The sequence below is a fragment of the Streptomyces sp. NPDC055013 genome (assembly GCF_053608645.1).
Map to the genome: position 1 here is coordinate 79,911 of NZ_JBSGVW010000006.1, position 12,011 is coordinate 91,921.

Consider the following 12,011-nt stretch of genomic DNA (forward strand, 5'->3'; position numbering starts at 1 on the left):
TCAAACGCCGGACGGGCTGGAATGCCCGGCCCGCGCTGGAAACAGCTCCTCCGGCGAGCAGTGTCCCCTCCGGCTCAGAAGCCCAGCTTCCGCAGCTGGCGCGGGTCCCGCTGCCAGTCCTTCGCGACCTTGACGTGCAGGTCCAGGAAGACCGGCGTACCCAGCAGCGCCTCGATCTGCTTGCGGGACTTGATGCCGACGTCCTTGAGGCGCTTGCCCTTGGGGCCGATGATGATGCCCTTCTGGCTGGGGCGCTCGATGTAGACGAAGGCGTGGATGTCGAGGAGGGGCTTGTCGGCGGGGCGGTCCTCGCGGGGGAGCATCTCCTCCACCACGACCGCGATGGAGTGGGGCAGCTCGTCCCGGACGCCCTCCAGCGCGGCCTCGCGGATCAGTTCCGCGATCATGACCTGCTCGGGCTCGTCGGTGAGGTCGCCCTCGGGGTAGAGCGCCGGCCCCTCCGGCAGGAGCGGGACGATCAGGTCGGCCAGCAGGCCCACCTGCTGGTCACCGACCGCGGAGACGGGGACGATCTCGGCCCACTCGAAGCCCAGCTCCTTGCCGAGCTGGTCGATCGCGATGAGCTGCTCGGCCAGCCGCTTGCTGTCCACGAGGTCGGTCTTGGTGACGATCGCGATCTTCGGCGTCTTCTTGATCGACGCCAGCTCCTTCGCGATGAAACGGTCACCGGGGCCGAGCTTCTCGTTCGCCGGCAGACAGAAGCCGATCACGTCGACCTCGGCCCAGGTCGTACGGACGACGTCGTTGAGGCGCTCGCCGAGCAGGGTGCGCGGCTTGTGCAGCCCAGGGGTGTCGACCAGGATCAGCTGGGCGTCCTCCCGGTGCACGATCCCGCGGACCGTGTGCCGCGTCGTCTGCGGCTGGTTGGCGGTGATCGCCACCTTCTGGCCGACCAGAGCGTTCGTAAGGGTGGACTTGCCCGCGTTGGGGCGGCCCACGAAGCAGGCGAAGCCGGCGCGGTGGGGTGCCCCCGACGATGCGGACGGCTCGGATGACTGGCTGCGAACGCTCATGGCGCCCATTCTCCCTGATCCACAGACCCTCGCCGCACAACAGACCGACCGCCAACCGTCCGGTGAGCTTCCGGAAACCCCCGCGCAACGAAACGTCACGGAAACACAGCCGTGCGCGACCGGAAACGCGCAGCCGTGAACCTCTGACGAGCCCCCACACCGTTGGAGACGACCGTGACCCTCGCCGCCGCAAGCGTCGACACCGGCGACACCGCCTGGCTGCTCGCCGCCACCGCCCTCGTCCTGCTGATGACCCCGGGCCTGGCCCTCTTCTACGGCGGCATGGTCCGCACGAAGAGCGTCCTCAACATGCTGATGATGAGCTTCGTGTCCATCGCCCTGGTCACCGTCGTGTGGCTGGCCTGCGGGTACTCGCTCGCCTTCGGGGAGGACGCGTTCGGCGGCCTCATCGGCGGGCTCGACCACGCCGGAATGGCCGGGCTCGGTCCGGACAGCGTGCAGGGGACCGTCCCCACCGTCCTCTTCGCCACCTTCCAGCTGACCTTCGCGATCATCACGGCCGCGCTGGTCAGCGGCGCGATCGCGGACCGGGCGAAGTTCGGGGCGTGGGTGGTGTTCGTGCCGGTGTGGGCGCTGCTCGTATACGTTCCCGTCGCGCACTGGACCTGGGGCCCCGGCGGCTGGATCCTCGACCGGCTCGGCGCCCTCGACTTCGCCGGCGGCCTCCCCGTCGAGATCACCTCCGGCGCCTCCGGCCTCGCCCTGGCCCTGGTCCTCGGCCCGCGGCTCGGGTTCAAGAAGGACGCCATGCGGCCGCACAACCTGCCGATGGTCGTGATCGGCGCAGGTCTCCTCTGGTTCGGCTGGTTCGGGTTCAACGCCGGCTCCGCCCTCGGCGCCAACGGCCTCGCGGCAGCCGCCTTCCTCAACACCCTCGCGGCCGGCTGCACCGGCCTGCTCGGCTGGCTCTTCGTCGAGCAGAAGCGCGACGGTCACCCGACGACACTGGGCGCGGCCTCCGGCGCGGTCGCCGGTCTGGTGGCCATCACGCCGTCCTGCGGCTCGGTCTCGCTGCTCGGCGCGCTCGTCATCGGCCTCGCCGCAGGCGTCGTCTGCTCCTACGCGGTCGGCTGGAAGTTCAAGTTCGACTACGACGACTCCCTGGACGTCGTCGGCGTCCACCTCGTCGGCGGTGTCATCGGCACCCTGCTGATCGGCGTCTTCGCGACGGCCACGATGACCGGCGGTGCCGAGGGTCTCCTCTACGGCGGCGGGCTCGCGCAGCTCGGCAAGCAGGCGGTGGCCATCGTGGCCGTGGGCGCGTACGCCTTCCTCGTCACCTATGGCATCGCCAAGCTGATCGACAAGGTGATGGGCTTCCGGGCGAGCGAGGAGCAGGAGCACACCGGCCTGGACCTTACGGTGCACGCCGAGACCGCCTACGATCACGGGGTCCTGGGGCACGGTGCCCCGGTCTCGGCGTCCCTCGCCTCGTCCGTCTCCTCCTCCCTCCCCGCCGCGCAGAAGGTCAAGAAGCAGGCATGAAGCTGATCACCGCCATCGTCAAGCCGTACCGGCTCGACGAGGTCAAGACCGCCCTCCAGGAACTCGGCGTGCACGGTCTGACCGTGACCGAGGCGAGCGGGTACGGCCGGCAGCGCGGCCACACCGAGGTGTACCGGGGCGCGGAGTACCAGGTCGACCTGGTGCCGAAGGTCCGCATCGAGGTCGTCGTCGAGGACGCGCTGTCCGAGGACGTCATCGAAGCCATCGTGAAGGCCGCGCAGACCGGCAAGATCGGCGACGGCAAGGTCTGGGCGCTGCCGGTCGAGACGGTCGTACGGGTACGGACGGGCGAGCGCGGCCCCGACGCGCTGTGAAGCCGTAACAGCGCCGGGACCGCGCCCCTTTCAGCGGGTCGGAACGTCAGAGCCGCAGTGCGTCACGCGACTCAGTCGAACACGAACGGGCCCGGCGACTGCGGCCCGGTCGCCGTGCAGGTGATGGTGATGCCGAAGACGGTCATGGTCAGCGAGCCGCCGAAGGCCTCCAGGCTGTCCCCGGAGGCGACGGTGCCGCTGAGCGGGCCGACCTGGACGGGGTCGCCGGCGGCCATCGCCGGGTTCTCCGTGCCGCTGAAGCTCGTGGTGCCGCCGCTCGCCTTCACCAGGGTGAGCGTCGAGGAGATGGAGTCCTCCCCGAGCGCGATCGGCGCGGTGATCGCGGAGGAGTTGACGGTGATGGTGGCGGCGGTGCCGTCCTGCGTCGCCGTCAGGGTGGCCTCGCCACCGCCGAAGCTGCCGCAGTCGGCGGTGATCGTCGCGGAGCCGGGTGCGACCGCGAGGGCGGCGGGTGCGAAGGCCAGCCCGGTGACCGCGAGGGTGCCGGCCACCAGCGCGGCACCTGCTCCAATGCGCATGCGTCTCATGGGGATTCAGTCCCTTTCAAGGGTGGGGGAGTTCCTTGTGTGGGGGGTGGGGGAACTGCTCGGCAGGTGGATGCGGACACACTGCGTGGAGAGCTGAATCTGACGGTCCGTCGGAACCGCCGTTTCCATTGATGCGCGTGGGGCGAGGGTCGGCAAGGGTGATTTCCGGCCTCCATTACCGGAAGGTCAGCTACCGGATCAGGCCTTGCTGGGCGACATGTCCTGCAGGCCCACCACCCGCAGGAGTTGCAGCCGCTCGTAGGCATCGGTCCCGGGCCGCGCCGAGTGAACGACCAGCAGGTGGTGGTGTTCGTGGCTGACCATGACCTCGCAGTCCAGTTCCAGGAGGCCGACCAGGGGGTGCAGGAAACGCTTGGTCGCGCGGTTGCGCTGCGACACCTCGTGTTCCTCCCACAGCCGGGCGAACTCCGCGCTGGACGCCCGGAGTTCGGCGACCAGCGCGGCCGGTTCCGGGTCGTCGGGGCGGGCCGCGGCCACCGCGCGCAGGGTGGCCACATGGGCGCGCGCGTGGCCCGCGTGATCCTCCTCCGGGAAGAGCACTGTATGCCCGCACGGACCCCGACCCGTGGCTGGCGGTCGTGTCCACCGAGCGGATCCGGCGGGAGCTGGGGTATCGGCCGCTGTTTCCGTCGGTTTACGCGGCCCGGGAGGCCGGAGCGCTGTGACCGGCCTCCGGTTCCCTGACAGATGTCAGGGACCGGCGCCCTGAACCACGCGCGATGCTGGGTCACTCGGGGGCGGCCCACCTGACCACGGCTGCCCCGAGTGACCGCAAACGGAGGGCGACATGGTGAAGACACGGTTGCGCGAGAAGGCCGGCATGGGTGTGGCGGCAGTGCTGATGACGGCCGCCATGGGTGTGGCCGCGGCGCCGCCGGCGGCGGCCGCCCCGGCGGACTGCCCCCGGGAGTACGTCTGCGTGTGGAACAACGACACGGCGTCGGGCAAGCCGACGTGGAAGTCGAAGGGGAATCTGTACGACCTGCACTCGGAAAACGGGGTGACCATCGTCAACAACGGTGTGCGCCAGCCGGGTGCCGACCACATCTGGTACAACCTCACCACCACGCCGGAGAACGGCGGCAACTTCAAGGGCTGCCTGCACTACCCGAACGACACCAACATGGTGACCTTCGAGGGCCCCGTCACCCTGCACAGCGCACGGTGGGGCCGCGAATGCTGAGCTGACCGCCTCCCGCCCCGCCCCTAGTCCACACCCCTGATCCGTCCCACCAGCACCGCCCCCGCCAGCCCCGCCACCGCCGCCACCAGGTACAGCACCCGGTATCCGCCGAGGTGGGTGACGATCGGGGCGGCGAGGGCGGGGGCCGCCACCTGGGGGAGGGCGTTCGCCACGTTGATGACGCCGAGGTCCTTGCCGCGGTCGAGGGCCTTCGGCAGGACGTCCGTCATCAGCGCGAAGTCGACCGACATGAACACCCCGAGGCCCAGGCCCAGCAGCGCCGCCACGACGATCGCGCTCGGCCAGGTCTGCCAGCCGGCCAGCAGGCCCCGTCGCCGCCGCCATCAGCACCCCGGACCACATCACGAACGGCTTGCGGCGACCCACCCGGTCCGACCAGGCGCCGCCCACCACGACCGTGGCCACCAGGGTCGCGCTGTTCACCGCGGTGAGGATCAGGACGCCCTGCTCGGGGTCGTCGTGGTGCAGGCGGTCCCGCAGGTAGTACAGGAGGTAGAGGATCACCAGCGCGTTGCTGAGGTTGATCAGGAAGCGGGTCAGCCAGGCCCAGCCGAAGTCGGGATGGCGGCGCGGGCTCAGCCAGAAGCCGCGCGCGAACGAACCCCAGGACCACGTCGGCCGGTCCGTGGCCGCCAGCCTCAGATCCCGGTACCGCAGGACGTACGGCAGCACACCCGCCACCGCGAACACCGCGCACGCCGCGTACCCCGCCGCGATCCCGCCCGCCGCCGTCGCGAGCCCCGTGCCGACGACCGCGCCGAGGATCTGCGCAGCCCCCAACCAGCCGCCCACCACACCCCGTTGCAGCCGAGGCACCCGGTCCGGCACCGCCGCCGTCACCGCGGCGAAGGACGCGTTCAGCGTCAGCTGGACCAGACACCAGCCGACCGCCATCGCCCACAGCCCGCCCGCCCCGGCGAGCAGCAGCAGCGACAGCGCGCCGCCCGCCGCACCGGCCACGATCCACGGCGTACGGCGGCCCCAGCGGGCCGTGGTGCGGTCCGACAGCGCCCCGAAGAAGGGGTTCGCCAGCAGCGACACGACCGCGCCCACGCCGGTCACCCAGGCCAGCAGCGTCTCCTTCGACATCCCCGTGCCGGGCGCGAAGTCCTCCGCCTGCCGGGCCAGCAGGAGCTGCAACGGGCCGTACCAGCCCACCCAGATCGCGACGTTGGCCAGCGACAGCGCCGCCGTCCAGCCCCGGCCGACCCGGTCGACGGGCTCGGCCAGGGCACCCGACGGCCGGGTGGACGTCACCTCTGGGCCCGGAGCACGTCCCGCAGCCAGCCGTAGGACGCCTTGGGAGTCCTGGTGAGCGTCTCGTAGTCCGTGTGCACCAGCCCGAAGCGCCGCGCGTACCCCTCGGCCCACTCGAAGTTGTCGAGCAACGACCAGACGAAGTACCCGCGTACGTCCACGCCCGCCTCCACCGCCCGGTGCAGCGCGCGGATGTGGCCGTCCAGGTAGGCGATCCGCTCCTGGTCGTCGATGCCCTCGTAACTGCAGCCGTTCTCGGTGATGACGACGGGCGGCAGCCGGTCGCCGTACCGCTCCCGGAAGCCGGTGAGCAGTTCGGTGAGGCCCTCGGGCACCACCGGCCAGCCGAAGTCCGTCGTCGCGACGCCCTCGATCTCCCGTACGGAGAAGGGCAGTTCCGCGGGCATGCTGATCCCGCCGAACTCGATCTCGGTGCCCTGTGGGGCGCCCACGCGGGTCGGCGCGTAGTAGTTGATGCCGTAGAAGTCGAGCGGCTCGGCGATGACCTTCAGGTCTCCCTCGACGTCCCCGGGCATCAGCTCCCCGATGCCTTCCGGGTAGGCGCCCAGCAGCAGCGGGTCGGCGAACAGCCGGTTGAGCAGTACGTCGTAGAAGCCCGCCGCCTCCAGGTCCGCCTGCTCCTGCGACGCCGGCCAGGTCGGGCCGTGCGAGTTGGCGACGCCGATGTCGCTCGCGCCGGCCGCGCGCAGCGCCCGTACGGCGAGACCGTGGGCCAGCAGCTGGTGGTGGGCGACGGGCAGCGCGTCGAAGAGGAGCCGCCTGCCGGGGGCGTGGGTGCCGAGGGCGTGGCCCAGCAGGGTGTGCTCGGCGGGCTCGTTCAGGGTGATCCACTTCTGCACGCGGTCACCGAGCCGCGCGGCGACCACGGACACGTACTCGGCGAAACGGGCCGCGGTGTCCCGCTCCAGCCAGTCCAGGGCGACCGGCAGATCCCAGTGGAAGAGCGTCGGCACCGGCCGTACGCCCGCCGCGCACAGCTCGTCCACCAGGCGGTCGTAGAAGTCGAGGCCCTTGGGCGCGTTCACCCGCGGCCACGAGATCGAGAAGCGGTACGCGTCGACGCCCAGCTCGGCCAGCAGAGCGACGTCCTCGGGGTAGCGGTGGTAGTGGTCGCAGGCCACCGCAGCCGTGGAACCGTCCTTCACCCGGCCCGGCTCGGCCGTGAAGGTGTCCCACACGGAGGGCTCGCGCTCGTCCGCCGCGCCCTCGATCTGATGGGCCGAGGTGGAGACACCCCACAGGAATCCGGCCGGGAACTGAGGTATCGGGTTCGTCGCGCCGCGCGCATCAGTCGCCATGCGCCGGATCATCCGTACCAGCGGTAACGGAAGTCAACGGGCGGGCGTGAACAAGCAGTTACGGCCCACCGCGAGTGCCGGTCACGCCCCCTCCTTCAGTACCCGTGAGATCAGCTTGCGCTGTTCGTCCGTGAGCCGGGGATCCGAGCAGTACACCGTCGTGCCGTCCACGGTGATCTGGTAGCTGAAGCCGTCCGGAACCCCGACGGGGGGCGTGCCCCGGCCGGACGCGACCGCGCGCTCGGCCAGGGCGTGCCACTCCTGGGCGTCGGGCCGCCCCGAGGTGTCCACCTCGGCGTGCCGCTCGATGCCCGCGAATCCACCCGTGCGCCGTACCAAAATCCGCATGGGTCCCTGTCTAGTACGGACTTACTGGATCCGCACCCCGACCTGCTCCCACGCCTTCGACACGGCCTGGAGCTCCGCGCCGCCCTCGCCGAACCGCTCGCGGGCGGCCTTGACGGTCAGCTTGGCGAAGTCGGTGAACATGGCCCGCTCCGACAGCTCGCCGCCGGTCAGGACGTCGTACCAGACCTGCCCCGCCTTCTCCCAGGCGTTGCCGCCGAGCGCGGTGGCGGCCAGGTAGAAGGCGTGATTGGGGATGCCGGAATTGATGTGGACGCCGCCGTTGTCGCGGCCGGTGCGGACGTAGTCGTCCATCGTCGCGGGCTGCGGGTCCTTGCCGAGCACGTCGTCGTCGTACGCGCTGCCCGGCTCCTTCATGGAGCGCAGGGCCTTGCCCGAGACACTGGGCGCCAGCAGACCCGCCCCGATCAGCCAGTCGGCCTCGGTGGCGGTCTGGCCCAGCGTGTACTGCTTGATCAGCGCGCCGAAGACGTCCGACATGGACTCGTTCAGGGCGCCCGGCTGGCCGTAGTAGGTCAGGTTGGCCGTGTACTGGGTGACGCCGTGGCTGAGCTCGTGGCCGATGACGTCGATCGGGATGGTGAAGTCGAGGAAGATCTCGCCGTCCCCGTCGCCGAACACCATCTGCTCGCCGTTCCAGAAGGCGTTGTTGTAGTTCTCGTCGTAGTGGACGGTGGCGTCCAGGGGCAGGCCGTCGCCGTCGATCGAGTGGCGGGCGTAGGCCTTGAGGAAGAGCTCGAACGTGGCGCCGAGTCCGGAGTAGGCGCGGTTGACCGTGGCGTCCTGGCCGGGGTCCGCACCCTCACCGCGGACCTTGGTGCCGGGCAGGGCCGTGCGGTGCTGGGCGTCGTAGACGGTGCGCAGCGGCTGGTCCGACGGTGCCTTCTCCGTCGGGGCGGCCGCCAGGGCGAACTCGGTCGTGACGCGGCGCCTGCCGCGCAGCTCGCTGTCGCGCATCAGGGTCCGGCGAGCCGGGCCGGAGAGTGCGGGGTCGTCGTTCCGGGCCAGTTTGTCCAGGACGTGAGGTGGTACGACGGTGCAGAAGACGGGCTCGAAGCCCCCGTTGGTCGTCATGACCGGCACCATTGCACTGCGTTAGCGAGCTGTCACTAGTCGCAACCATGATTGGTGAAATATGCGGATAGGGAGCGGCACGCTCTGTGACGAAGTGGTATGGCGCACGTTTTGTCCTATTCGCCCCCCGGGTCCCGCATACTGATACGACGCCCCGCACGGGGAGCGGCTCGGCTAGCATGCTTCGCATCATGCGTTTCGGGCTGCTTCTTCTTAGCTGCCGCGGCGAGGGCCTGTAGTCCAGGTCGACTCCCTCCCCGCGGAGCTTGGCGTTGCGTCGTCGGCCGTCCTTCCGGACATCCTGAGGAGCCCGAAGCATCATGGCGAATCGCCAGCAGCCCAGTTCCATGCCGATCCACAAGTACGGCCGCTACGAGCAGGTCGACATCCCGGACCGCACCTGGCCCCAGAAGCGTGTCACCGCCGCCCCCCGCTGGCTCTCCACCGATCTGCGTGACGGCAACCAGGCCCTGATCGACCCGATGTCGCCCGAGCGCAAGCGCCGGATGTTCGACCAGCTGGTCAAGATGGGCTACAAGGAGATCGAGGTCGGCTTCCCGGCGTCGGGCCAGACGGACTTCGACTTCGTGCGGTCGATCATCGAGGACCCCGGGGCGATCCCCGACGACGTCACCATCTCCGTACTGACCCAGGCCCGCGAGGACCTGATCGAGCGGACCGTGGAGTCGCTGAAGGGCGCCAAGCGGGCCACCGTCCACCTGTACAACGCCACCGCCCCCGTCTTCCGCCGGGTGGTGTTCCGCGGCTCCAGGGACGACATCAAGCAGATCGCAGTCGACGGCACACGGCTGGTCGTCGAGTACGCGGAGAAGCTGCTGGGCCCGGAGACGGAGTTCGGCTACCAGTACAGCCCCGAGATCTTCACCGACACCGAGCTGGACTTCGCGCTGGAGGTCTGTGAGGCGGTGATGGACGTCTACCAGCCCGGTCCGGGCCGCGAGATCATCCTCAACCTGCCCGCCACGGTGGAGCGTTCGACGCCGTCCACGCACGCGGACCGCTTCGAGTGGATGGGCCGCAACCTGTCCCGCCGCGAGTACGTCTGTCTGTCCGTCCACCCGCACAACGACCGCGGTACGGCCGTCGCCGCCGCCGAGCTGGCGCTGATGGCCGGCGCCGACCGCATCGAGGGCTGCCTGTTCGGGCAAGGCGAGCGCACCGGCAACGTCGACCTGGTCACCCTGGGCATGAACCTGTTCTCGCAGGGCGTCGACCCGCAGATCGACTTCTCCGACATCGACGAGATCCGTCGCACGTGGGAGTACTGCAACCAGATGGAGGTCCACCCGCGCCACCCGTACGTGGGCGACCTGGTCTACACGTCCTTCTCCGGCTCCCACCAGGACGCCATCAAGAAGGGCTTCGACGCCATGGAGGCCGACGCGGCCGCGAAGGGCGTCACCGTCGACGACATCGAGTGGGCCGTGCCCTACCTGCCGATCGACCCGAAGGACGTCGGCCGCTCCTACGAGGCCGTCATCCGCGTCAACTCGCAGTCCGGCAAGGGCGGTATCGCGTACGTCCTGAAGAACGACCACAAGCTGGACCTGCCGCGCCGGATGCAGATCGAGTTCTCCAAGCTCATCCAGGCGAAGACGGACGCCGAGGGCGGCGAGGTCACCGGCGGTGACATCTGGGGGGTCTTCCAGGACGAGTACCTGCCGAACCCGCAGAACCCGTGGGGTCGGATCCAGGTCAAGAACGGTCAGTCGACGACGGACACGGACGGCGTGGACACGCTGAAGGTGGAGGCGACGGTCGACGGCGTCGACACCGTGCTGTCCGGTACCGGCAACGGTCCGATCTCGGCCTTCTTCGACGCCCTGCAGTCCATCGGCATCGACGTACGGCTGCTGGACTACCAGGAGCACACGATGAGCGAGGGTGCGTCGGCGCAGGCCGCGTCGTACATCGAGTGCGCGATCGACGGCAAGGTCCTGTGGGGGATCGGGATCGACGCGAACACCACGCGTGCGTCGCTGAAGGCGGTCGTCTCCGCGGTCAACAGGGCGGGGCGCTCCGCGGGGGCGCCGCAGTAGGAAATGCCGCGAGGGGTTGTCGATCGGCTGCCGCGCCGTCGTGGCTTGTCGCGCAGTTCCCCGCGCCCCTTGAGGGCGTTGTCGCGCCCGGCGTTCAGAGGCCCCGTTCACCCTTTTCGGGTGGGCGGGGCCCGTCCGTTTTCGGCCATTGACCTGTGCAGGTCACGGAAAGGTCTCGTCCGGGGTGCTGACTCCGCCTCCATGATGTGGCTAACATCACGCAAGCGCGGCGATGTTGCCGCGGGGTTACGGAGGTGCGACGTGCTGCCAGGACGGGGACAAGACGGCCGTGCCGCCAGGCTTGCGCGCATCCTGGGGACCCGCACCGCATGGTCGGCCGTGGGTGACGGCGAGTTCTTCTGCCCGGGCTGCGGGGGTGACCGCAATTACCAGCGGCTGACCGGGCACCGCCGCTTCACCCTGCTCGGCGTGCCGGTCCTGCCGCGCGGCGAGACCGCGCCGGTCGTGGAGTGCGCGGCCTGCCAACGCCACTTCGGCACCGACGCCCTCGACCACCCCACCACCACCCGCTTCTCCGCGATGCTCCGCGACGCGGTCCACACCGTCGCCCTCGCGGTGCTTGCCGCCGGCGGCACCTGCGCCCGTCCATCCCTGGAGGCCGCCGCCGCCACGGTGCGGGCGGCCGGCTTCGACGACTGCACGGAGGAGCAGCTCAACGCGCTGGTGGAGGCCCTGGCCGCGGACACCGGGCGGGTCTTCTCCGAGCCCTGCGGTGCCGGCCTGGCCATAGAGCTCCACGAGGCCCTGGACCCCCTCGCCCCGCACCTCGCCCCCGCGGGCCGCGAATCGATCCTCCTCCAGGGCGCCCGCATCGCCCTGGCCGACGGCCCCTACACCCCCGCCGAGCGAGACGTCCTCGCGACGGTCGGCTCCGCGCTCACCATCTGCGCCGAGGACGTGACGAGACTGCTGGCCGCGGCGGCACGGACGCCGTCGTAGGCCCGCACCATCAGCGGTACGTCACAGATACGGCCACGTCGGCCCGGGCACCGCGCTCCTCGTGTCACCGTCGGAGTTGTCCGCGCCCGGGTCGAACGGCATCCAGTCGCCGCTGACGTCGATGCCCAGCAGGAAGGCCGCGACCACCCCGATGACGTCGGGGACGAGCAGCCCGACCGCCAGGGCGATGTCCGCCGCGACGGGCAGCTGTCGGCGTCCGGTGGGCGGGCGCGGCCTACTCAGGCATGGCGTCCCGCCGTACTCCCCAGGGAGTAATCGCGCCGTCGCGCCGCCCCCGGCAGTAGGCCCCAACTCGCCCTCCCGCCC

11 protein-coding genes and 3 pseudogenes are annotated in these 12,011 nt (G+C 70.4%); 6 read left to right on the forward strand and 8 right to left on the reverse strand.

The genetic code is table 11. The features are described 5' to 3' along the window. Nucleotides 1-74 precede the first annotated feature (74 nt). Nucleotides 75-1,043 carry a GTPase Era gene (gene era, locus ACWGDB_RS10095; RefSeq protein WP_453822008.1) on the reverse strand — a complete coding sequence of 323 codons (969 nt, stop codon included), beginning with the start codon at nucleotides 1,041-1,043 and terminating at the stop codon, nucleotides 75-77. 165 nt (nucleotides 1,044-1,208) lie between these two features. Here era and ACWGDB_RS10100 point away from each other — a divergent pair, with 165 nt between their 5' ends. Continuing rightward, entirely contained in the window at nucleotides 1,209-2,540 is a 1,332-nt protein-coding gene (locus ACWGDB_RS10100; protein ID WP_453822009.1) for an ammonium transporter, read from the forward strand. Beyond that, nucleotides 2,537-2,875 carry a P-II family nitrogen regulator gene (locus ACWGDB_RS10105; protein ID WP_369270951.1) on the forward strand — a complete coding sequence of 113 codons (339 nt, stop codon included), beginning with the start codon at nucleotides 2,537-2,539 and terminating at the stop codon, nucleotides 2,873-2,875. Before ACWGDB_RS10100 ends, ACWGDB_RS10105 begins: the two co-directional genes overlap by 4 nt. 71 nt (nucleotides 2,876-2,946) lie before the next feature. Here ACWGDB_RS10105 and ACWGDB_RS10110 read toward each other — a convergent pair whose 3' ends face one another. Both ACWGDB_RS10110 and ACWGDB_RS10115 read right to left on the reverse strand, forming a co-directional pair. Next, entirely contained in the window at nucleotides 2,947-3,423 is a 477-nt protein-coding gene (locus ACWGDB_RS10110; RefSeq protein ID WP_369270950.1) for a hypothetical protein, read from the reverse strand. Between the two features lie 198 nt (nucleotides 3,424-3,621). Next, nucleotides 3,622-3,981: pseudogene (locus ACWGDB_RS10115) on the reverse strand (MmyB family transcriptional regulator); the annotation flags it as partial. A 2-nt stretch (nucleotides 3,982-3,983) separates the two neighbouring features. On the opposite strand from ACWGDB_RS10115, the pseudogene ACWGDB_RS10120 reads away from it, so the two are divergent. Together ACWGDB_RS10120 and ACWGDB_RS10125 are read left to right on the forward strand one after the other, a co-directional pair. Further along, nucleotides 3,984-4,109, forward strand: a pseudogene (locus ACWGDB_RS10120) (NAD-dependent epimerase/dehydratase family protein); the annotation flags it as partial. A gap of 122 nt (nucleotides 4,110-4,231) precedes the next feature. Next, nucleotides 4,232-4,627 carry a peptidase inhibitor family I36 protein gene (locus ACWGDB_RS10125; RefSeq protein ID WP_453822010.1) on the forward strand — a complete coding sequence of 132 codons (396 nt, stop codon included), beginning with the start codon at nucleotides 4,232-4,234 and terminating at the stop codon, nucleotides 4,625-4,627. A gap of 23 nt (nucleotides 4,628-4,650) precedes the next feature. Here the strand turns inward: ACWGDB_RS10125 and ACWGDB_RS10130 are convergent. The 4 genes and pseudogenes from ACWGDB_RS10130 to ACWGDB_RS10145 all read right to left on the reverse strand — a co-directional run bounded on the left by ACWGDB_RS10130 (nucleotide 4,651) and on the right by ACWGDB_RS10145 (nucleotide 8,664). Continuing rightward, nucleotides 4,651-5,905 (reverse strand): annotated as a pseudogene (locus tag ACWGDB_RS10130) (MFS transporter). Beyond that, nucleotides 5,902-7,236 (reverse strand): GH1 family beta-glucosidase, encoded by a 1,335-nt coding sequence (locus tag ACWGDB_RS10135; protein WP_453822011.1) that lies wholly within the window; start codon nucleotides 7,234-7,236, stop codon nucleotides 5,902-5,904. Before ACWGDB_RS10135 ends, ACWGDB_RS10130 begins: the two are co-directional and overlap by 4 nt. Before the next feature lie 69 nt (nucleotides 7,237-7,305). Then, nucleotides 7,306-7,572, reverse strand: coding sequence for a protealysin inhibitor emfourin (locus ACWGDB_RS10140; protein ID WP_328881743.1), 267 nt, complete (start codon nucleotides 7,570-7,572; stop codon nucleotides 7,306-7,308). A 21-nt stretch (nucleotides 7,573-7,593) separates the two neighbouring features. After that, nucleotides 7,594-8,664 (reverse strand): M4 family metallopeptidase, encoded by a 1,071-nt coding sequence (locus tag ACWGDB_RS10145; protein ID WP_453822012.1) that lies wholly within the window; start codon nucleotides 8,662-8,664, stop codon nucleotides 7,594-7,596. A gap of 320 nt (nucleotides 8,665-8,984) precedes the next feature. On the opposite strand from ACWGDB_RS10145, the gene leuA reads away from it, so the two are divergent. Both leuA and ACWGDB_RS10155 read left to right on the forward strand, forming a co-directional pair. Then, on the forward strand, nucleotides 8,985-10,724 hold the full coding sequence (leuA, locus tag ACWGDB_RS10150) for a 2-isopropylmalate synthase (protein WP_453822013.1): 1,740 nt from the start codon (nucleotides 8,985-8,987) through the stop codon (nucleotides 10,722-10,724). A 261-nt stretch (nucleotides 10,725-10,985) separates the two neighbouring features. Beyond that, nucleotides 10,986-11,684 carry a TerB family tellurite resistance protein gene (locus ACWGDB_RS10155; RefSeq protein ID WP_453822014.1) on the forward strand — a complete coding sequence of 233 codons (699 nt, stop codon included), beginning with the start codon at nucleotides 10,986-10,988 and terminating at the stop codon, nucleotides 11,682-11,684. A gap of 21 nt (nucleotides 11,685-11,705) precedes the next feature. On the opposite strand, the gene ACWGDB_RS10160 is transcribed toward ACWGDB_RS10155, so the two are convergent. After that, a complete protein-coding gene (locus tag ACWGDB_RS10160) occupies nucleotides 11,706-11,996 on the reverse strand; it encodes a hypothetical protein (protein ID WP_453822015.1) in 291 nt (96 codons plus the stop codon). Nucleotides 11,997-12,011 lie beyond the last annotated feature (15 nt).

What these genes read in the sequence shown, in the direction of transcription:
- era (WP_453822008.1), bottom strand. Translation starts at nt 1,043, where the DNA reads ATGGGCGCCATGAGCGTTCGCAGCCAGTCATCCGAGCCGTCCGCATCG.
- ACWGDB_RS10105 (WP_369270951.1), top strand. Translation starts at nt 2,537, where the DNA reads ATGAAGCTGATCACCGCCATCGTCAAGCCGTACCGGCTCGACGAGGTC.
- ACWGDB_RS10110 (WP_369270950.1), bottom strand. Translation starts at nt 3,423, where the DNA reads ATGAGACGCATGCGCATTGGAGCAGGTGCCGCGCTGGTGGCCGGCACC.
- ACWGDB_RS10125 (WP_453822010.1), top strand. Translation starts at nt 4,232, where the DNA reads ATGGTGAAGACACGGTTGCGCGAGAAGGCCGGCATGGGTGTGGCGGCA.
- ACWGDB_RS10135 (WP_453822011.1), bottom strand. Translation starts at nt 7,236, where the DNA reads ATGATCCGGCGCATGGCGACTGATGCGCGCGGCGCGACGAACCCGATA.
- ACWGDB_RS10140 (WP_328881743.1), bottom strand. Translation starts at nt 7,572, where the DNA reads ATGCGGATTTTGGTACGGCGCACGGGTGGATTCGCGGGCATCGAGCGG.
- ACWGDB_RS10145 (WP_453822012.1), bottom strand. Translation starts at nt 8,664, where the DNA reads ATGACGACCAACGGGGGCTTCGAGCCCGTCTTCTGCACCGTCGTACCA.
- leuA (WP_453822013.1), top strand. Translation starts at nt 8,985, where the DNA reads ATGGCGAATCGCCAGCAGCCCAGTTCCATGCCGATCCACAAGTACGGC.